We start from the raw sequence: 19,430 nt of genomic DNA, 5'->3' as shown, positions 1-19,430 counted from the left end.
TTGTATATTTATTAGGGAGAATTTGTGTGAACTAGACAGCTACCTTGAATAAGGTATCCATTGGTTTAGTCTAAAATGGTAAAAGTTTTCTTTTAGCTGTTGATAAGAATTCTCCCAACCTATTGGAAAATTCACAGGAAGAAAAACATGCAAAAAGGGGATTTAACTATTTATTGCCGTTATGAACCTCATAGGTTAGCGGGTACATATTTGGCAGATGCTTATGAACAATTATTGAAATATAGAACTAAGGAGGTGAAAGAAAATGACAACCGTAAGCTTGTATGCAAGAGTTTCATCAAGACAACAAGCACAAGAGAATACGATAGAGAGTCAGATTGTAGAATTGGAGCGTCGCATTAGTAGCGATGGACATGAGTTATTAGATGAGCATAGGTTCATCGATAATGGCTACAGTGGATCAAACTTAGAACGTCCTGGCTTAGAGAGTTTACGTGATAGAGTAGCAGAAGGTAAGATTGATAAGATATACATTCATTCACCTGATCGGCTATCACGTAAATTTTCATATCAAATGATCTTACTCGAAGAGTTTAAAAAGGCTGGATCTGAAATAGTATTTTTGAATCATAAGTTTGATGATAATCCTGATTCCCATTTATTTCTACAGATTCAGGGAGCAATAGCAGAGTATGAACGTGCAAAGATTATGGAACGAAACCGTAGAGGTAAACTTCATGCGGCCAAAGCTGGGTGTATAAGTGTGATGGGTAGGGCGCCTTACGGTTATCGCTACATAGCAAAACACGTAGGTGAAGGAAGTGCTAAATTTGAGGTTGATGAAGAAGAGGCAAATATAGTGCGTAAAATATTTAGTTGGGTTGGCCAAGAAAGAGCAAGTATAGGAGAAGTTGTACATAAACTGAATAAGATACCGGTAATAACACGAACAGGAAAAAGGTATTGGAAAAGGAGCACTATTTGGAACATGTTAAAAAATCCTGCTTATATAGGACAAGCAGCTTATGGTAAAACTAGGACATGCTCAAAACCACAAGTAAAAAAGTCAAAAAAAGGAACTTGTGGTAAACTTAAAAGTGGTCGCTTTAACAGTGATAAAGAGAATTGGACTTATATTCCAGTACCAAAAATAATCAATGAAAATTTATTTGATTCAGTGCAAACACAATTAGCTGAAAATAGACAAAGAGCAAGAGTAAGGCAAAGAAGAGAAACATATTTATTACAAGGTTTAATGGTATGCCAACGTTGTCAATATACTTATTGTGGTACAAACCACGTTCATAAAAAGTCGACATATTATTACTATCGTTGCTCTGGTACAAACTCTAGCAAATTCAATGGCAATAAAATCTGCGATAATAAATCAATACGCACTGATGTATTAGATGGAGTTATATGGGAAGAAGTCAAGAGTATCTTGAAAGAGCCAGATAGGATTGCAAATGAATATCAACGTAGATTGTCAGAGAACAAAAAACCTTTACATAATCAAACACGTGAAAAGCAAGAAAGTAAGCTAAGATTAAGTATCAAAAAATTTATTGATAGCTATGCCAAAGGGTTTATAAGCCAAGAAGAATTTGAACCAAGAATCACAACAATGAAACAACATTTGAAAGAAATTGAAGAAGAGAAAGAAAGAACACTCGATCAAAAGAAGTTACAACAAGAATTGAGCCTTGTTACAGATAGCTTGAAAAACTTTTCCTCAAGCGTTGAGTCAAAACTTGATCTGGTAGATTGGCAGACTAAGCAAAATATTATTAGAATGTTAATTCATCAAATTGAAATCAACCACAATCACCTATATATAGTATTTCGCATAAAAAATCTTGCAAATTTTGATCAAAATAGCCATAATAGAATTATGCAATGTTGTACTAGCAGTCAAAGCAACAAGGACAACATTGCAAATTTAGAGTTCAAAAGGGTTATTCCTCGAGAACTACTGCGTCAGAAAGCTGGCGTTGAATTTGTATATAATGTTGATCTTGGAGGTTTTTATGAATAATAGTGAGAGAAAAGAGAAATTAGAAACTCGTATTCTATCAAGCAGAGGTAGGTCTTTGCTTGACCATGAGCTACTGGAACGTAATCTATCTGCATACACAGAAGGAAGAGAAGTTGCCAAAAAGTTAATGGAGCTCTTTAGTAGTTTAGGAAGGGTAATTAATGCTGACTTTCATGAACTAAAAAATGTTACAGGAATGAATGATGGAGCAATAGCAAATATCTTTTGTCTGAAAGAGATTTTTGATAGGATATTGAAAGGTAAGTTAAAAAAGCTGTCGATTCTTGATAATAGAGAAGAGCTATTAAAATACTTTAAAGCAGCAATAGGGCAGTCACGAAAAGAAAGCTTACGAGTGGTATACTTAGATCGAAGTGGTCATTTAATATATGAGTATATTCAAGATTGTGGAACTATAGATAGAGTACCTCTATATGTGAGGGCAATAATAAAACAGGGATTACTGATTGACGCATCATCTGTTGCAATTTCACATAATCATCCAAGCGGAGATATAGAACCATCAAAGGAGGATGAGGATAATACACCTACGACAATGTTGCAAATTTTTATTTTCCTTTCCATTATGTCCAGAAGAGTTCGGTAGCTCTTTTACGCGAAATACCACATTTACGTCCTCAAGGTTAATTTCAATTCTCTTGACCAATGTTCTGATAATATCACGTTTAGTTAACCAGTCTGCGTTATCAAGGTTTAACGTAATATTGGAAGAAAAGTCTTCTAAATTGGCCACAACCAGAGTTACCTCCTGTTCTAATTCCTTTTGATAAAATATCTTTTTCTTCTCTTCTTTAATTGTTTTTAAGCTTTGTTTCATTGCTTTAATTCGTGGTTCAAATTCCTCTTGATTGATATATTCTTGAGCATAACTATCGATAAGTCTAGCAATACCACGTTTTAATTTATTTTCTTGTTTCTCTAGCAGGTCACTTTTTTGATCCAATGATGATTTTTTTAGTTCTGAAAGCCTACGCTTGTATTCTTCTAAAATCCTGTTTGGATTTTTCAATAACTGCTTAACCTCTTCCCACACAGCTGTTTCTAATGCATCTGAGCGAATGGGTTTATTGTCACAAATCTTATTACCACCAAAACGGTAAGAATCTTTACCACTACAACGGTAATATGCATAATGACCACCTTCTTCTTCTCGTCTACTTCTCATGCAAGTTCCGTAACATCCGTAATTACAACGCTTACATATGACTAAACCTTGTAGTAAGTACTTTGCTCCTCTTTTTCTTGTCCTTGCTACTTTTCTATTTTCAGCTAATTGTTCTTGAACAATATCAAATATATCTTCATCTACTATATTTGGCACTTTAATATAAATCCAATTTGCTTTTTCAACAGGATAGACAGAGTGGTTACTTTTTGGCTGCTCACAAGAGCCTTTCTGTGGTCTTACTTGCTTTAATCTTACTCCTAACCTTCTTCTACCAAAAGCTGCTTGTCCTTTGTAAGCAGGGTTTTTCAACATACTCCAAATTGTACCTTTATTCCAGCGTTCTTTTCCTTTTTGTGTCTTAATGGACATAGTATTTAGCCGACGACATACTTCCCCAATACTTGTTCTTTCTCTGCCTATCCACAAAAATACTTTACGAACGACATCAGCTTCTTTTTCGTTAATCTCAAATAAAGCTTGTCCTCCTCCCATATGCTTATCTATATAACGATAACCATAAGGAGCTCCTCCCATTACATTTACATAGCCTTTGTTAGCTGCATAGATTTTACCACGACGACTTCGTTCCATAATTTTCGCACGTTCATATTCTGCTATCATACCTTGCATTTGTAACAGTAATTGAGATTCTGGGTGGCTTTGTTGCATAGCACTGATAGGCATGTAAATCACAGTGAATTTACGCAGCTAATTTAAATTCAGCCATACCTATATCAGTAAATTTGTTCAATAAGTAGCACTTAATTAACAGCTCTTTTTCACGATTTACCTCTGATTTATTTTTCAAGCCAAACCCAAATATTTGCTTCAACCTATAGAAAAAGACTTCAATATAAGACCGTGCTCCATACTTAACTTTTTTCTTCCATTCATTAATACCATCTTCATAATTCTCATATGACCTAATTCTACTAATATACTTGTTTCTTTCTGATAAGTAGTCAGCTAAACAAATTTTAGTATCCTTCCTAGGGCGAATAATAGGCACAATATTGTATTTTCTGCATTCTTTATACACACTTTTTATATCATAAGCCGCATCTGCTCGAATAGAACAAATGTTATATTTATCACTGACTTCTTCTAACATATCGCAGACCGGCAAATAGTCTACAGCAACACCACTAGTGTAGTTCATGCTTATTGCTTTCTTATCATTTATGTTTAAAACAACATGTAATTTTCTTACTTGACCATAACCACTGTATTTTCTTTTTCGAATATTAAGCTTACTATGCCCACCGTTATTATTGTAGATACTAACTCTAGTGCTATCTACGGCAATTTCAACATTTTCCAGATCATCTTTATTGCTTCTATGGTCATCAATCTTCAAATTAAGCTTTTTAAATCTTCTGGAAGCTTGTGTATAGCTGATAATCTTAAGTTTTTTGCCTATTTGTACCATATAACCTTTTACAAAACCTACAGCTTGTCTCAAGCCAATTCTAAAAAGATGAACTATTATGTGTATTAAAATTACAACTTTATCACTATAAGTGTTATTGCCACCTGCAACTTTTGGACTATTTTCATACCAATTTTCTATGGCTTGATTAACAAAATGAAAAACATTTCCTCTTTTTTTGAGAAACTCGTTATATTCTCTTTGGTTACTTACTCTCATTTTTTGTGGCATAAGTTGTACTTGTTTGAAAAATGCCTATTTTACAACAAAATTCGTTAGTAGCCATATATTAAAAAGCTTTTCTTCTTACAATAACCTCAACCAACACTAGCTATGCAACAAAGCCATTCTGGGTTACCGTTAATCTCATAATTTAAAAAAACCACTTTTGCTCCTGCTTTTTCAAATTCTTCAATCAGCACCATTTGATATGCATATTTTCTAGATAAACGATCAGGAGAATGAATGTAAATCTTATCAATTTTACCTTCTGTTACTTTATCACGTAATTTTTCTAAATCAGGGCGGACTAAATGAGATCCACTGTAGCCGTTATCAATAAATTTATACTCACTTAACAATCTGTATCCGTCCAGATTAATTTGCTTCTCTAAAGCTGCAATTTGACTTTCTATCGTATTTCCTTCTACTTGTTTCCCCGAAGAAACTCTCGCATATAAACATACTGTTACCATTTGACCCTCCTTGAATCCCATTTTTATGTTTTAAGTTTTTTTGACTTATTTCCTTTGACACTACCTTTTCATAAGCATCTGATAAGCATTGTTCTGCTAACCGATTAGGTTCATAGCTACAGCTAATTTGGATAGCTAATCTCTTGTTTCTCATGACTTTTCCTTGAAATAATATGTTCATATCATTCCTTAAAGCCGATGGTTAATTGATTATTAGCGCTATAAGTAAATCGGACTCTTGGTTCTGGACACAGAAGTTTTCGAGAAATGGTTTTCTCTAGTTTTATTTTTATGTTTTTTGCAACATTGTCGGTAGTGTAAAAGCGCTGTTATCCGATATATCCACTTAGTCTCTTTTTCCATCTTTTCCAGTTTTCACTTCAACTTCACCATCACCTATTTTTAGGATATTGCCACCAAGATTTAAATCTCCCTTGCTCAGGCCCAAGTTTTTTGCACCTTCTATAACTTTTGCAACATCAACTATGCAGCTATGTGAAAATTCAATATAGAAGGTCTTATTATCGATTTCTACATTTTCAACAGTCCCTTCTATAGTAGCGTTCTCTCCAACTTCCCTGAGCTTTTTGAGTAGATTATATATTTGTGGCTCAATTTCTTTTTGCACTTTTTCAGTTATTTTCTTATCAACTTGTACATTAAATTCTGCTCCATTTAAGGCTAACTTCCTGATTATATCTTCTTGTTTATTTCCTTTGAATTCATCACGATAAATCTTAAACATTGTAACGTTAGCGAAGCTAAAGCCATCTTCATTGGCAGCATTTATTCTTATTCCTAAGTCCAAAGCTTCATCGATAACTTTACTTAACTCGTTTATATTTTTAGCTGCAATAGCTTTTTCCAGGAATTCATTTAGTTTCATATTTTCATATTCACTTAGTCTTGTCCTGCATAAAGCTGATCGAAATGGATTGAGCTTCTCAGGATATGTTAAGACAGGTAATTTACTAATCTTTTTATTCGCTGTTGGAGCAGCTTTTATTAAATTAGGCAATAATCCTTCTTTTGCTATTCGCTCTACCGCTTTTAACATTTTACTAGACAATCTTTTACTATTTATTTTTTTCATTGTAACTCTCACTTAATCTAATTACTATTCGATCATATCGTGATAAATATTATTTAATTGTTAATATTATACGACTTATTAATTTACTGTATATTATAATAACAAGTTTTACGGGCATTTACACTAGAAAAACACATCTTGTAAAAATTATTTCAATTTCAATCAAAGTTGGGTATTATGATTGTAAAACTGAAAGAAATGGATCTCTTGTCTTACTCCACTGAAAAGTTGAAGAAGCATTGTCAGCTACTTGATAATGAAGAAAAAATAATTCTATATGAGCAGCTGCTAGACAAGGCTAAAGACATACTTGAAAATTCAAGAGATAATGTTTCTGAACTGAAAAAGATCAGTAAAGCTGCTTTAGCAATAGAGGAAACTACCGATAAGCAGTTACTAGAAAAGTTTAATGATGACCACCCGCTAAGAGAATTGGATATTCTGATCTATTCTCCTCAAGGAAACACTGACGTAGCAAACTATTTATTCAGTATAGATAACTCATCAGAGCTTTATGATTTAAAAAAAGATAAGGATAAAGCTCTTTATAATGCAGTTAAGTCAAATGATGTTGAGCTCATAAAAAAGCTGCTCATGATTCTTGTACCTGAAAAAGTAAGTAATTTTGATACGAAATATTTGGAAGAATTAAAAATATCGTTATCAGGAATTCACAAAGAATTGCAATTATCACAAGATATGAAAAATTATCTTGTGAAGACGATAAAGTTCTATAGTTTTTTATGTAGTAATTTTAGCTTATTAGTTGCAAATCCTACTGATGTAAAAGCTATGATCAATCTATTTGCTGATCAACCAAATATTGATTACCAAATAGATAAGCTTCTCCTTTCTTTTATTGTGAGAGATATTGAGGAAAAAAAGCTAAATTCTGAAATCAGTCACATGATAGAACTCCTTGAAAAACATGAAAAATTTGCTGAGCTCGAATATAAGGTTAGGAGATTAAGATCAGAGTTTACAGGTGGCAAAAGTAGATATTCAGCTGAAGTAATAAGAAATAGCATTGCAGAGCGAGAAAAAGAGATGAGGGAAATTGAGAAAAAATACGTAAGGCCAAGCGATTTAATTAGCGAGAGGCAGAAATTATTAAAGCAATTACTTTGCTAGCTTTTTCATAAAATTTGTTGTAAATTGAATAGCTAAAATTAAAGGTGGATCGCATACAATTAGGTAAAAAAATAAAACAACTTAGGTTAGATCGTGGTTTGACACAGACCGAATTAGGAAAGAGAATAGGTGTTTCATACAGACAGATACAAAAATACGAAAATGGTTCAAATTGTGTTTTAGCCAGTAGGATATATGACTTAGCAAAAGCTCTATCTATTGATGTTGCTAACTTTTTTACTGATATGCATGCTGACTCACATGAAGCTTATGATGAAGAGGTGTTAAAGTTAGTTAAAGGATATAACGAAATTAAGAGCAAAAGGTTACGTAGTGCAGTTTATATATTGGTAAAATCTTTTTCTCAAAGTGATAATACATAGTTAATATTACCTGATACGTAAAATGACTATACAACATCCTATCGATAAACAAATAGGGGAAAGAATAAGGAAAAGAAGGTTAATGTGTGGTTTTAGTCAAAGAGACTTAGGAAAGAAGCTTGGAATTTCATTTCAGCATATACAAGGATATGAAACTGGAGAGGTAAGGCTTGTAGTTGATAGATTGTATAATTTGGCAGAAGCTTTGTCAGTTGATATGTCATATTTTTTTACCAAAGCCTCTGAAGATTTGCATGATAAGGCCTTTCGTAGCGATGTGGGCAGCGAAGAAATATCCCGATTAGTAAGGGAATATAGAAAAATTAAGGATGAAGCATTGCGCGATATTGTTCATTTAGTGATTAAAGCTCTTGCTAACACAGGCTTCAAATGGGATGTTAAATGCACGTCAATCTCAGAGTAGAGAAGTTAAGGTATTGTTTCAGTATTCTTTCCTCAAGCCACCTAATCAGTTATTTGTACTTTATACTATAGAAAGACAGCAATTCCATTTTTTTAATTCTTTAACATGGATAGCGCTGTTTCGCGCAGGAAATTACTTTATTCCAGAAGACTGTATTCTATTTTGTAATTATTGAGTTTACTCTACTTTCCGGTCTTTTCTGTTTTCCTTTAATCCAAAACTTGCATTTTTAAAATAAATATTGCACTGTAAAATGTTTATACATAACCTATTAATGCAAAGAGCTTTTTGGTGAGGATTTTGTCAATTTTAGAGAGGGTTAGATGCCATCAGAGCAGTTTGAAAATATAAAACAAGCTATAAGAAATAATAATAACAGAAAAGTTGTAGAACTTATAAACGATAATGTGACTATTGCTGGGCATTCTGACGTAGATGGGTGGAATTTGCTACACTATACTGCTCAGTATGGCAACTTAAACGCTACAGAATTTTTAGCAAACTTAACAGGTATAAACCTTATCGATGGTAAAACCAATGCTCAGCAGAAGCCTATACATATTGCTGCAGATAATGGACATACAAAAATCGTAGAGTTTTTTATTAATGAGAAAAAAATGGATGTTAATGATCCAGGAAAAGATTACGTGACGCCACTTCACTATGCCGCTAAAAAAGGTGAACTTGAGATGGCAAAGTTTTTAGTAGGAAAAAACGCAACGATTGATGCTCTAGCTAATGGTGCTTGGACACCATTGCATTACGCTTCTGAAGAAGGTAAGTACTCAGTTGTGGTATTCCTCGTAGAAAATGGAGCAGATATTAGCAAAAAAAATCCTGTTGGTAAAACACCATTACAGCTTGCTGAGGAAAAGAGGTTTCAATCTATTACAGAATTTTTGAGGGGAAAAGAATCAGAAAGGGAAAAGTTACGACAAAATAAAGCATTGCTTGATGCTGCAAAGGAAGGAAGTAGTAAAAAAGTTCAGGAATGTCTTGAAAAAGGAGAAATTGATTATAAAGATCAGAATGGTTGGACAGCCTTACATTATGCTTCTAATAGAACAGTAGATGATTTGGAATTTGTAAGGTTTTTAGTAGATAAAAATGCAGACATTAATTCTAGAAATTCTGATAATAATAAGCCCTTGCACATTGCTGCAAGAAACGGACATGAAAATATTGTAAAGTTCTTTTTGGATGAAAAAAAACTAAGTGTTAATGATCAAGGAAAGGATAATTGGACACCCCTACATTATGCTGCTGAAAGTAATCGCGTTGATGTCGTTAGGTACTTAGTAGAGAAAAAGGGAGCAAATATCAATGCTAAAAATTATGGCAATAAAACTCCATTTGACCTCATTAAAGACAAGGACTATGAAAAAGTGAAAGAAATACTGCTAGGTAAGGCATTAATTGATGCTGTAAAGCAGAATGATATTACAGAAGTCTCAAATCTTATTGAGAGGAAAGCTAAAGTTAGTTATCTGTATGAAAGTAATAAGTGGACTCCATTACACTATGCTGCAAGTTTAGGTTATAAATCTTCAGCAGAAGTGCTCATAGCAGAGGATTTAAGTGTTATTAATGCTAAAGACTATGAGAGAAATACGCCTTTACATATTGCTGCTGATCAAGGTCATAAAAATATTGTAGAGCTTCTTCTTGAAAAGGAAGCAAATATTGAAGCTATAAATTCTGGTAACAAGACACCGTTACAATTAGCTAAAGAAAAAGACCATCAGGCAACAACACGGTTATTATTGAGTAGAGCATTGCTTAATTCAATAGAAGAAGGAAATATTAATAAGATCAAAAAATGCCTTGAGGAAGGAGCTGAAATTAACCGTGAAGATAACAACCGATGGACCCCGTTACATTATATTGCTAATAAAAAAACAGAAGCTCAAGAGCTGGTAAAGCTACTAGTGGAAAGAGGAGCAAACATTAATGCTACAACTAATGATGGAGATAAACCCTTACATATTGCGTCCAGCCATGCACATACAAAAATTGTAAAATTCTTCATTGATGAGAAGGGACTAGATATTAATGATCAAGGAAAGGATAATTGGACACCGCTACATCATGCTGTTAACAAAGGTAGCAGCGATTTAGTAAAGTTTTTGATAAAAAAAGAAGCAGATATTTATGCTGAAAATTCTAATAGTGTAACTCCACTTGACCTTGCTCAACAGCTTTCCCAAGGTGAAAGTAATCGGCAAGAAGTTAAAGCAATGTTGCAGGGCAAGGCGTTGATTGATGCTATAAGGAAAAATGATGTATCAAAGGTCAGAAAATATATTCAAAATCTTAATTATTCATACGAGAAAAATGGATGGCAGCCGTTACATTACGCTGCTAGCTTAGGGTATAAAACGCTAGCAACAGAACTTATCAATAAAGATCCAAATGTTGTTAACGCTAAAGATTCTGACGGAAATACACCTTTACATCTTGCTGCTACTTATGGCAAAGGTGACGTGGTAGAGCTTTTTCTGAGTAAGCAAGCAAATATTGATGAAGTAGGAAAAAATAACTGGACACCGCTTCACTATGCCGTTTATAAAAATCGATTACCGGTAGTAAAATTTCTTATAGAAAAAGGAGCAAATATTGGCGCTACGGGTTTAAGTGGAGAAACGCCGTTGCAACTTGCTGTTGAAAAAGGAGATAGTCACAGGGAGGTGGCAAAGTTATTGCGGAGTAGAGAGCTATTCAATGCTGTAAGAGGAGATAACTTTGGTGATGACATTAATAAGATTAAAGGTCTTTTTGCAAATGAGATTGATGTTAACTATTCAGATCTGAATAACTGGACACCACTCCATTATGCTGCTTGCAACGGTTATACAAAAGCAGCAGAATTTCTGGTAGAAAAAAAAGCAAATGTAAACGCAAGAGCAGATAGTAGGGAAAAACCTTTGCACATTGCTGCAAAAAATGGGCATAAGGTATAATAGTTTAGACTTGATCTGACAGACTAATAAAGTAAGATAAAAATATAAATAAATTTTAAAGGAGTGTCAGATATGAGTATAACACAAGAAAAAATACTAAAACCAAAGTTGGGTTGCAAAACAATTAGGGAATGTATCACAGGCATGTAAAGTGATGGGATATTCGAGAGATACATTTTACCGTTTTAAAGAACTGTATGAAGCAGGAGGAGAAAAAGCATTATATGAGATAAACAAAAGCAAACCATTACTTGCCAATAGAGTACCAAAGGATACAGAAGAAGCAGTAGTTAGTAGAGTTTCCAGCATATGGACAAGAAAGAGCAGCTAATGAATTAAAGAAAAAAGGAATTCTAATATCTGCTAGCGGCATAAGGTCAATATGGCAATCTCGAAAATTTTAAAAAGAGATTGAAAGCACTGGAAGCGAAGGTGATCCAAGACGGTATAATTTTGACAGAGGAGCAAGTTGCTGCTTTAGAAAAAACCAAGGAACAAAAAGAGGCCAATGGCGAAATTGAGACACAACACCCTGGATACTTAGGTAGTCAAGATACCTATTATGTAGGTAATATCAAAGGTATTGGACGAATTTATCAACAAACTTTTATTGATACCTACTCTAGAGTGGCCTTTGCTAAACTTTATACGGAGAAAACTGCTATCACAGCTGCAGATCTTCTCAATGATAGAGTTATACCATTTTTTGACGAACAGAAAGTTCCATTGCTACGCATTTTAACTGATCGTGGTACAGAGTATTGTGGCAAGCCAGGAAATCATGCTTACCAGTTATATTTGGGAGTAGAAAATATTGATCATTCTAGAACCAAAGCTTACTCTCCACAGACTAATGGTATATGTGAAAGGTTTCATAGAACTATGCAAGATGAATGTTATAATATTATTTTTAGGAAAAAGATTTATAGTACTTTGGAGGAGCTTCAGTTAGATTGGTTGCATTCTTACAACAGAACTAGACCTCATTCCGGTAAGTATTGCTATGGTAAGACTCCTATGCAGACCTTTTTTGATAGTATGCATATTGCTTACCAAAAAAATATTGATAACATTAAAACAGATTCTGATATCGGTTTTGACTTCGTCGATTCTTCTGTCAGATAATTCATGACTGTCAGATCAAGTCTAAACTATTACACATAAGGATATTGTAGAATTTTTTATCGATCAACAAGGATTAAGTGTTAATGAACAAGGGGAAAATAAGTGGATGCTGCTGCAAGCAATAGCCTTAATGTTGTACAATACTTGATTGAAGAAAAAGAAGCTACTATTGATAGCAAAGATAGAAATAATTGGACAGCTTTACATCATGCTTCTAAAGGAGGTCATATTGAGATTGTAAAGTTTCTTAGAGCCTGTTCATAATCTTTTCAGAAGCAAAGCAGCGAAAGCAAGAAAGACCATTTGTAGGCTAGTGTTGAGTTTCCGCTCGCAATTTTTCCACAATCGCCTACATTTTTGCAACCAAGCAAAAGATCTCTCAACAACCCATCTTTTCGGCAATACGACAAAGGTGTGTAATTCGTTTCGCTTTATTATAGCGCTTCCCATAATAGTCCAAAAAGAGTAAGATGTAGATTTATAGTAGTGAAGGTAAGGATGCCAGTAGCATATAGTTATGACTTAAGGAAAAAGGTAATGGAAGCGTTGGATGAAGGGGAGAGTGGAGAAACTGTTGCCAAGAGATTTAAGATCGGAAAAACAACTTTATATGAGTGGAAGAAAAGACGTGAGAAAACGGGAGATTTTCAGTCAAAAAAGCCTGGAAGCGTGGCATAAAATTACCGACTGGAATGCATTTGCCGAATTTGCAAATGAGCAAGGTGGCAAAACTCAGTCAGAGATGCTGGGGCAATATTAGTAGACAAACAATTCATCGAGCACTTAAAAATATAGGATTCACAAGAAAAAAAAGACCTACGGATATAAAGAAAGAAATGAAGAAAAGCGAGCTCAATTTTCAAAGGTTATAGCAACAAAAGAACCTAAAGAATTAGTGTATATAGATGAGTCTGGCATTGATAACACTGAACCTATGGGTATTGCCAGAAAGGACAGCGGTTTTATGCCCTAAAATCTGGGAAGAAAACTCAACGAATTAGCATGGTTGCAGCCTTAAGTGGAAGAAAAATAATTGCTCCGTTAACCTTTGAAGGCCACTGCAATATGGATATCTTTAATAAATGGTTTGAGCAGTTTCTGACACCGATTTTGGAACCTGGACAAACTGTTATCCTTGATAATGCTACTTTTCATAAGTCTAATAAGATTACCGAACTTGCTAAAGGGGTTGGTGCAGAAATTTTATATCTGCCTCCGTATTCTCCAGATTTTAACAAAATTGAGCATAATTGGTTTGCTATAAAAAACAGAATCAGGAAAAACATTCCTCTATTCAAATCTTTTCGTCATGCTGTCGATTCTTCCTTCTTATGACCTTTTTGGACTATTATGGGAAGGGCTATACTTCAACGGTAGCGCCAATAGTTGCTTTTATTTGTGTTGCAAAATTTTCTCCTGTGTAGCCAGCATCAACTATAGTATTTTCTAAAATGGATGATAAAGTTCCATTATGGTATTACCAACCAAAAGCTGTAAGTCTGTATATTTATACATGAGAGGTCTGAGGCGGCTTTTGATGGTATGCCAACAGTATTCTATAGGATTCAAATCTGGTGAATATGTTGGAAGATACAGCAAATGACAGCCAAAAGACTCTATTAATGATTTTGTTTTAGTGGTCTTATGAAATGTAGCATTATCCATAACTATAGTTGTGCCAAGTGGCAATGTAGGTAATAACATCTTCTCCAACCATGTATTGAATACCTCTTTGTCACACCCACCTTTGAAAGTCATTGGTGCAATAAATCTCTTTCCAATCCACCCGGCTACTATACTGATTCTCTCTCGAGTTCTCCCTGGAATATCTGCATAAATTTTCTTTCCTCTTGGAGCGCGTCCATATTCTCGGTATAACTTATTATCAACTCCTGCTTCATCTATATATAAGATGCTGGAATGGTCTATTTTTGAGATTTTATCAATAAATTGCTCCCTATCTTCTTGATTGCGCTCTTGATATAGTGTGACTTTTTTTTAAAGTAATTTTTAGCTGTTTTAGTCTATACCAAATTGAGTTTATTCCAAATCCAAGATTTTGTTTCATCTCTGCCAGAGTATGATCTGGATTCTTTGTAACATATTCTTCGAGTATTTTGGGGTCTATTTTTCGAATAAAGCTACCGTTTTTAGATGGCTTGAGGCTTTCACCAGCAGCTTTCTTTTTTAACCAACGGTACAGAGTTGCTATTCCTATCTCCATAAGCTCTGCTACCTCAACCTTTGTCTTACCTTTTTCTATCATCAATACTGCCTTTTCCCTTAAATCCACACTATATGCCATTATAACTCAAATACTTTATTATACCTTTATCATTTACTTTAGGAAATACTATACCTTGCTTAAACCAATGAATATGTGCGTTTAGTGTGTGTGGACGCACATATTCATTAACTAATTTTAATTATTGCCATGTAAATTTCTAAACATGCAAATTAATTGCTTCTTTAAGTCTGGCATTGGCGATGACTATAATTTTACGCATAAGTGCAGTGAGTGCTACCATCTTTCTTTTACCACTATCAATAAGCTTACAATAAAAAGCAGCAAGTTCTGACTGGCTTTGTTGCATAGCTAGTGTTGGTTGAGGTTATTGTAAGAAGAAAAGCTTTTTAATATATGGCTACTAACGAATTTTGTTGTAAAATAGGCATTTTTCAAACAAGTACAACTTATGCCACAAAAAATGAGAGTAAGTAACCAAAGAGAATATAACGAGTTTCTCAAAAAAAGAGGAAATGTTTTTCATTTTGTTAATCAAGCCATAGAAAATTGGTATGAAAATAGTCCAAAAGTTGCAGGTGGCAATAACACTTATAGTGATAAAGTTGTAATTTTAATACACATAATAGTTCATCTTTTTAGAATTGGCTTGAGACAAGCTGTAGGTTTTGTAAAAGGTTATATGGTACAAATAGGCAAAAAACTTAAGATTATCAGCTATACACAAGCTTCCAGAAGATTTAAAAAGCTTAATTTGAAGATTGATGACCATAGAAGCAATAAAGATGATCTGGAAAATGTTGAAATTGCCGTAGATAGCACTAGAGTTAGTATCTACAATAATAACGGTGGGCATAGTAAGCTTAATATTCGAAAAAGAAAATACAGTGGTTATGGTCAAGTAAGAAAATTACATGTTGTTTTAAACATAAATGATAAGAAAGCAATAAGCATGAACTACACTAGTGGTGTTGCTGTAGACTATTTGCCGGTCTGCGATATGTTAGAAGAAGTCAGTGATAAATATAACATTTGTTCTATTCGAGCAGATGCGGCTTATGATATAAAAAGTGTGTATAAAGAATGCAGAAAATACAATATTGTGCCTATTATTCGCCCTAGGAAGGATACTAAAATTTGTTTAGCTGACTACTTATCAGAAAGAAACAAGTATATTAGTAGAATTAGGTCATATGAGAATTATGAAGATGGTATTAATGAATGGAAGAAAAAAGTTAAGTATGGAGCACGGTCTTATATTGAAGTCTTTTTCTATAGGTTGAAGCAAATATTTGGGTTTGGCTTGAAAAATAAATCAGAGGTAAATCGTGAAAAAGAGCTGTTAATTAAGTGCTACTTATTGAACAAATTTACTGATATAGGTATGGCTGAATTTAAATTAGCTGCGTAAATTCACTGTGATTTACATGCCTATCAGTGCTATGCAACAAAGCCATCCAGTATTCCAAATATATTCCTGAACGCCTACGTCTGAGTTAGGCTCAAGGTCAAACCCTCCAAAGCAAATCTGTAATCGATTGCCGGCCGGACTAGACAATTGACTAGAAATATCTCCAATATTTCCAGCTTCTTGAATGGCTAAAATGTCTAATCCATAATTCATCAACGCTTGCACAACATTCCAGCGCGGGCCGTTGGTATTCCATGTGGCTGATGTGAACTCATGTACGTTATTTTTTTGAGGTGGCTGAGCGTTACATATTGTCATAATAAAGCATGCAAGTAACATTGTGAAAAAACATTTCGACATTTTACTTTTGTATAATAAAGATTTCACGTTTTTTAACATATTACATCCTTTTTTTGATTAGAAGATTTTTTACTATCTTTGTTCTCTTAAAGCTGAATTTTCTTTTGTAGTTCCTGCGCTTCAAGTTTATGTTATATATATACAAGATTGGTAAAAAAAACGTCCAAATTATTTTTTAAAATTCTATCTTTTTCAAAAAAGCTTTGAATTTTATAACTCTCTCATCAGAAAAAAAGTTTTTCATAAACTTATATCATGTTGATAGCATATCAATTACTCTTTGGTGACTTTCTATCATTGCCTTTGCTTCTTGCTGCAAGCATTTAATATTTTGAGGTGTTATATCATCCATTTCAGCTGATGCTACTTTCAATTGTGATTGTATTCGCATATATTTATCATCTATTACTTGCTCTAGTTGATAATCAACACAATCCAATCCAGAGGCAAACATCACATTCAGTAGTGGCTTGACCCACCCTATTTTTCCAAATCTTCTTGAATTAACATACTCTATGCTCCTATCTGTTCTGCCAGTACCTATTGATACCAGTACAATATCATCATTTGGAAATAACCTCTTAGCACTTGCATATGCACAAGCAGCTGGATTATTGGCAAACACTCCGCCATCTATCAACACTCTCTCTGTTTGGCTAATTTTCAGACGTTTTGGTGTAAAGTACGTTGGAGCAGCTGTTGTAGCTCTGAGTGCATCTTTCAACTTAATGTTTTCTTCTTTCCAACTTTTGAAGAAAAATTCACAATTGTTGTGAATGTCATAACTAGTGAGCAGTAGATTACTCGCAACATCGGCCATAGTGCTTTCGCCGAAGTATTTGTTGAGAATAAATTCCATATTTTTATATGAGTACTGAGAACCACTCAGCCAAGAAGCGATTGATTTTCTCCAAAGTGATGCTTGAAAGATATATGCTCCATACTCTTGGTAAAGTTCAACCAAATCATTGGCAGAGTATTGAAGTTTATTGCTTTTACAAAGTCCAGCAACAATAATTCCACCGGTTGAGGTACCTGCCATTAAATCAAAGATCTGAGAAATTGGCTTTTTTATCCTAGATTCAATTTCTGCTAGAATAATTGCAGGAATTATTCCTCTAATTCCTCCTCCATCAACCGATAAAATGTACTTTGTCATTTTTGTCTCTGCTCAAGCTCGTTAACTTCTTCAGCAAGGTTTTTGACTCTTTCTTCAAGACGATAGATGATTTCTGTAGTCCTTTGATTTTGCTCTATAAACCTGTCATGTATCTGCACTCTTAAGTCAAGTTTGGCCAGCCACCAGATAAATGCTATTGTTTGTATTACCATAGTAGCAATTACTGCTACAGGGATCTTTCCTGTACTTTGGTTTTTCATGTTTTTGTACAAAAAGCTGTATACTAATATATACAAGATTTGTCAAAAATACGTCCAAAAAAATCTTAAGAATTTTTCTTAAAGCTAACTCATTGCATTAAGCAAGTAATGTAAATAATATCATAGATATGAAATTCAGCATTTTTCGAAAACTATTAGTAAATTCGATAATACCAATAATATGTGTTATCTTTTTGTTTCAGCATTGTAAACCATCAAAAATTATACCAATAGAAAGTAAAACAACTAGTGAAGATAGAATAGCATTACGTATTGCAGCTGAAAGCTGCAATTTGGATAACATAAAATCCTTAATAAAAAATGCAGTAAATATCAATGACACCTACTATTTTGGTGCAACATCATTACACTATGCTACAAGTGGAGGCTGTTTAGAAGTTATAAAATTTCTGGTTGAAGAAGGCATTGATATAAATACTACTGATGCTTTTGGCTGGACAGCTTTGCATTATGCTGCACGAAAAGGACATCTAGAAATCACTAAATTTCTACTGGAAAACGGAGCAAATCCTCTTGCTAAAAACAAAGATAAAAAAACTCCTTTAGATCTTGCTGTAGAGGAATTAAATAATAATAAAGAAAAAAAAGATATCTATGAGGAAATTATCAATTTACTTTCCCGTGCCTCCGTAACAGCTGTTATCATACTACGATAGCCCAGGTTATCAATTACATGCTCAGCTTTATTTATTATCCAACCACCATAAACTCCTTTGCGAAATCCCAAAAGGTTGATCTTTGCTTCGGTAAATAATTCAGGATTTCCTGCCATTGTAATGTTGAGTGTTGCTGTACTGCTCATCAGCTGATTTAATTTTGCAGATGCTGCACTTTGCGCCAAATCACTGCTTGCATAAACATCTCGCAGAATATAGCTTGGTTCTTGATCACCTATTTTTTCTGTTATAGTCTCTGCTTTTTCATAATCATACCAATAGGCAATAACCGAGCCATATTGATTACGCTCATTAAATCTTACTTGCCAACTTGTAATATCTCTAGGTGTTAAAGTAATAGTGCTTAAAGTTTTTCCGGTAACTGATTTTGCTTTCCCTTTTGAAACAAAAAGTAAATATCCTCCTGCAGGTTTTGCTATTGCTCCATAAATTTGAGCAAGCCTGGTTAAAAAATGCATATCGCTCTCTGCAGTCTGATCAATATGCGATATCATGATATTTGCAAACTCTGCAGCAACTTTAGCTTGATAGCCATGTTTGTTTGCAATTTTTTCCACTAAATCATTTAAAGTAATTTGATGCCACTCATTAAACACTTGTTCCTTTAAAGACTGTTTTAAATCTGCTGCATAACTCTTAATCTTTAGCACCTGTGGTGGACCTTGTAGCGTAATTTCATTCACTATGTAATCTCCCATTGGCACAATACCAGTTTCCTTATACCCGAGTAAAATATTTAGCTTTGCCCCAGTTCTAGGAATCTCAAATAATGAATCACGGTCATCAAGATGAATTACAGCAGTATCACTTATTACTCCAGCTTCATCAGTAATATGCATTGATACTAATCGACTCTTTATTAGCTCAGTAATTAAAATTCCTTCTACTGAAATACTAAAGTCTGGTGTCAT

The 19,430-nt window shown here is 33.9% G+C and carries 19 protein-coding genes and 4 pseudogenes; 11 read left to right on the top strand and 12 right to left on the bottom strand.

Annotation, left to right across the window (positions count from 1 at the left end; all coding sequences use genetic code 11):
* Nucleotides 1-265: 265 nt before the first annotated feature.
* Nucleotides 266-1,996 carry a recombinase family protein gene (locus tag AAGE00_RS01440; RefSeq protein ID WP_341815299.1) on the top strand — a complete coding sequence of 577 codons (1,731 nt, stop codon included), beginning with the start codon at nt 266-268 and terminating at the stop codon, nt 1,994-1,996.
* Complete coding sequence (locus tag AAGE00_RS01435; RefSeq protein ID WP_341815298.1) at nt 1,989-2,603, top strand: RadC family protein; 615 nt, start codon at nt 1,989-1,991, stop codon at nt 2,601-2,603. The genes AAGE00_RS01440 and AAGE00_RS01435 overlap by 8 nt, the downstream gene beginning before the upstream one ends.
* On the opposite strand, the gene AAGE00_RS01430 is transcribed toward AAGE00_RS01435, so the two are convergent.
* The 4 genes from AAGE00_RS01430 to AAGE00_RS01415 form a co-directional block, all read right to left on the bottom strand.
* The gene (locus tag AAGE00_RS01430) at nt 2,520-3,854 is read right to left on the bottom strand and encodes a recombinase family protein (protein ID WP_341815297.1); all 1,335 of its coding nucleotides are present in this window, start codon (nt 3,852-3,854) and stop codon (nt 2,520-2,522) included. The genes AAGE00_RS01435 and AAGE00_RS01430 overlap by 84 nt on opposite strands.
* Nucleotides 3,855-3,885: 31 nt before the next feature.
* Nucleotides 3,886-4,845, bottom strand: coding sequence for an IS5 family transposase (locus tag AAGE00_RS01425; protein WP_341815149.1), 960 nt, complete (start codon nt 4,843-4,845; stop codon nt 3,886-3,888).
* Between the two features lie 86 nt (nt 4,846-4,931).
* Nucleotides 4,932-5,330, bottom strand: coding sequence for a recombinase family protein (locus AAGE00_RS01420; RefSeq protein ID WP_341815178.1), 399 nt, complete (start codon nt 5,328-5,330; stop codon nt 4,932-4,934).
* Nucleotides 5,331-5,655: 325 nt separating this feature from the next.
* Nucleotides 5,656-6,402: a hypothetical protein gene (locus tag AAGE00_RS01415; protein ID WP_341815161.1), complete on the bottom strand. Its 747-nt coding sequence runs from the start codon at nt 6,400-6,402 to the stop codon at nt 5,656-5,658.
* 177 nt (nt 6,403-6,579) lie between these two features.
* Here AAGE00_RS01415 and AAGE00_RS01410 point away from each other — a divergent pair, with 177 nt between their 5' ends.
* The 6 genes and pseudogenes from AAGE00_RS01410 (at nt 6,580) to AAGE00_RS01385 (ending at nt 12,689) form a co-directional block, all read left to right on the top strand.
* Entirely contained in the window at nt 6,580-7,533 is a 954-nt protein-coding gene (locus AAGE00_RS01410) for a hypothetical protein (protein ID WP_341815296.1), read from the top strand.
* A gap of 44 nt (nt 7,534-7,577) precedes the next feature.
* Nucleotides 7,578-7,916: a helix-turn-helix domain-containing protein gene (locus AAGE00_RS01405; RefSeq protein ID WP_265014711.1), complete on the top strand. Its 339-nt coding sequence runs from the start codon at nt 7,578-7,580 to the stop codon at nt 7,914-7,916.
* Between the two features lie 22 nt (nt 7,917-7,938).
* On the top strand, nt 7,939-8,340 hold the full coding sequence (locus tag AAGE00_RS01400; protein WP_213864023.1) for a helix-turn-helix domain-containing protein: 402 nt from the start codon (nt 7,939-7,941) through the stop codon (nt 8,338-8,340).
* Between the two features lie 323 nt (nt 8,341-8,663).
* Nucleotides 8,664-11,300 carry an ankyrin repeat domain-containing protein gene (locus AAGE00_RS01395; RefSeq protein WP_213864024.1) on the top strand — a complete coding sequence of 879 codons (2,637 nt, stop codon included), beginning with the start codon at nt 8,664-8,666 and terminating at the stop codon, nt 11,298-11,300.
* 154 nt (nt 11,301-11,454) lie between these two features.
* Nucleotides 11,455-12,425 (top strand): annotated as a pseudogene (locus AAGE00_RS01390) (IS481 family transposase).
* A 102-nt stretch (nt 12,426-12,527) separates the two neighbouring features.
* A complete protein-coding gene (locus AAGE00_RS01385) occupies nt 12,528-12,689 on the top strand; it encodes an ankyrin repeat domain-containing protein (protein WP_265014714.1) in 162 nt (53 codons plus the stop codon).
* Here AAGE00_RS01385 and AAGE00_RS01380 read toward each other — a convergent pair.
* A pseudogene (locus tag AAGE00_RS01380) lies at nt 12,684-12,863 on the bottom strand (transposase); the annotation flags it as partial. The gene AAGE00_RS01385 and the pseudogene AAGE00_RS01380 sit on opposite strands and share 6 nt — an antisense overlap.
* Before the next feature lie 60 nt (nt 12,864-12,923).
* Here AAGE00_RS01380 and AAGE00_RS01375 point away from each other — a divergent pair.
* Nucleotides 12,924-13,760, top strand: a pseudogene (locus AAGE00_RS01375) (IS630 family transposase).
* Nucleotides 13,761-13,871: 111 nt separating this feature from the next.
* Here AAGE00_RS01375 and AAGE00_RS01370 read toward each other — a convergent pair.
* The 3 genes and pseudogenes from AAGE00_RS01370 to AAGE00_RS01360 form a co-directional block, all read right to left on the bottom strand.
* On the bottom strand, nt 13,872-14,354 hold the full coding sequence (locus AAGE00_RS01370) for an IS630 family transposase (RefSeq protein ID WP_265015457.1): 483 nt from the start codon (nt 14,352-14,354) through the stop codon (nt 13,872-13,874).
* Between the two features lie 28 nt (nt 14,355-14,382).
* The gene (locus AAGE00_RS01365; protein ID WP_341813349.1) at nt 14,383-14,718 is read right to left on the bottom strand and encodes an IS630 transposase-related protein; all 336 of its coding nucleotides are present in this window, start codon (nt 14,716-14,718) and stop codon (nt 14,383-14,385) included.
* A 151-nt stretch (nt 14,719-14,869) separates the two neighbouring features.
* Nucleotides 14,870-15,010, bottom strand: a pseudogene (locus AAGE00_RS01360) (IS110 family transposase); the annotation flags it as partial.
* Nucleotides 15,011-15,121: 111 nt separating this feature from the next.
* On the opposite strand from AAGE00_RS01360, the gene AAGE00_RS01355 reads away from it, so the two are divergent.
* Complete coding sequence (locus tag AAGE00_RS01355) at nt 15,122-16,081, top strand: IS5 family transposase (protein WP_341815149.1); 960 nt, start codon at nt 15,122-15,124, stop codon at nt 16,079-16,081.
* Between the two features lie 12 nt (nt 16,082-16,093).
* Here the strand turns inward: AAGE00_RS01355 and AAGE00_RS01350 are convergent, their stop codons facing one another.
* From AAGE00_RS01350 to AAGE00_RS01340, 3 genes are all read right to left on the bottom strand, one after another.
* Entirely contained in the window at nt 16,094-16,399 is a 306-nt protein-coding gene (locus tag AAGE00_RS01350; RefSeq protein WP_341815295.1) for a hypothetical protein, read from the bottom strand.
* 295 nt (nt 16,400-16,694) lie between these two features.
* A complete protein-coding gene (locus AAGE00_RS01345; protein ID WP_265034245.1) occupies nt 16,695-17,600 on the bottom strand; it encodes a patatin-like phospholipase family protein in 906 nt (301 codons plus the stop codon).
* Nucleotides 17,597-17,821, bottom strand: coding sequence for a hypothetical protein (locus AAGE00_RS01340; RefSeq protein WP_264377157.1), 225 nt, complete (start codon nt 17,819-17,821; stop codon nt 17,597-17,599). Before AAGE00_RS01340 ends, AAGE00_RS01345 begins: the two co-directional genes overlap by 4 nt.
* A 128-nt stretch (nt 17,822-17,949) precedes the next feature.
* On the opposite strand from AAGE00_RS01340, the gene AAGE00_RS01335 reads away from it, so the two are divergent.
* On the top strand, nt 17,950-18,498 hold the full coding sequence (locus tag AAGE00_RS01335; protein ID WP_265015341.1) for an ankyrin repeat domain-containing protein: 549 nt from the start codon (nt 17,950-17,952) through the stop codon (nt 18,496-18,498).
* On the opposite strand, the gene AAGE00_RS01330 is transcribed toward AAGE00_RS01335, so the two are convergent.
* Nucleotides 18,435-19,430 carry a phage late control D family protein gene (locus AAGE00_RS01330; RefSeq protein WP_265034246.1) on the bottom strand — a complete coding sequence of 332 codons (996 nt, stop codon included), beginning with the start codon at nt 19,428-19,430 and terminating at the stop codon, nt 18,435-18,437. The genes AAGE00_RS01335 and AAGE00_RS01330 overlap by 64 nt on opposite strands.

It is taken from the genome of Wolbachia endosymbiont (group B) of Aricia artaxerxes, from assembly GCF_964026975.1.
In the GTDB taxonomy this organism is placed as follows: Bacteria; Pseudomonadota; Alphaproteobacteria; order Rickettsiales; family Anaplasmataceae; genus Wolbachia.
This window is presented reverse-complemented; position numbering and strand designations above follow the sequence as displayed.

Bases quoted from the DNA above. Each gene is read 5' to 3' on its own strand.
- AAGE00_RS01440 (WP_341815299.1), top strand. From the start codon at position 266: ATGACAACCGTAAGCTTGTATGCAAGAGTTTCATCAAGACAACAAGCA.
- AAGE00_RS01435 (WP_341815298.1), top strand. From the start codon at position 1,989: ATGAATAATAGTGAGAGAAAAGAGAAATTAGAAACTCGTATTCTATCA.
- AAGE00_RS01430 (WP_341815297.1), bottom strand. From the start codon at position 3,854: ATGCAACAAAGCCACCCAGAATCTCAATTACTGTTACAAATGCAAGGT.
- AAGE00_RS01425 (WP_341815149.1), bottom strand. From the start codon at position 4,845: ATGCCACAAAAAATGAGAGTAAGTAACCAAAGAGAATATAACGAGTTT.
- AAGE00_RS01420 (WP_341815178.1), bottom strand. From the start codon at position 5,330: ATGGGATTCAAGGAGGGTCAAATGGTAACAGTATGTTTATATGCGAGA.
- AAGE00_RS01415 (WP_341815161.1), bottom strand. From the start codon at position 6,402: ATGAAAAAAATAAATAGTAAAAGATTGTCTAGTAAAATGTTAAAAGCG.
- AAGE00_RS01410 (WP_341815296.1), top strand. From the start codon at position 6,580: ATGATTGTAAAACTGAAAGAAATGGATCTCTTGTCTTACTCCACTGAA.
- AAGE00_RS01400 (WP_213864023.1), top strand. From the start codon at position 7,939: ATGACTATACAACATCCTATCGATAAACAAATAGGGGAAAGAATAAGG.
- AAGE00_RS01395 (WP_213864024.1), top strand. From the start codon at position 8,664: ATGCCATCAGAGCAGTTTGAAAATATAAAACAAGCTATAAGAAATAAT.
- AAGE00_RS01355 (WP_341815149.1), top strand. From the start codon at position 15,122: ATGCCACAAAAAATGAGAGTAAGTAACCAAAGAGAATATAACGAGTTT.
- AAGE00_RS01350 (WP_341815295.1), bottom strand. From the start codon at position 16,399: ATGACAATATGTAACGCTCAGCCACCTCAAAAAAATAACGTACATGAG.
- AAGE00_RS01345 (WP_265034245.1), bottom strand. From the start codon at position 17,600: ATGACAAAGTACATTTTATCGGTTGATGGAGGAGGAATTAGAGGAATA.
- AAGE00_RS01340 (WP_264377157.1), bottom strand. From the start codon at position 17,821: ATGAAAAACCAAAGTACAGGAAAGATCCCTGTAGCAGTAATTGCTACT.
- AAGE00_RS01335 (WP_265015341.1), top strand. From the start codon at position 17,950: ATGAAATTCAGCATTTTTCGAAAACTATTAGTAAATTCGATAATACCA.
- AAGE00_RS01330 (WP_265034246.1), bottom strand. From the start codon at position 19,430: ATGACACCAGACTTTAGTATTTCAGTAGAAGGAATTTTAATTACTGAG.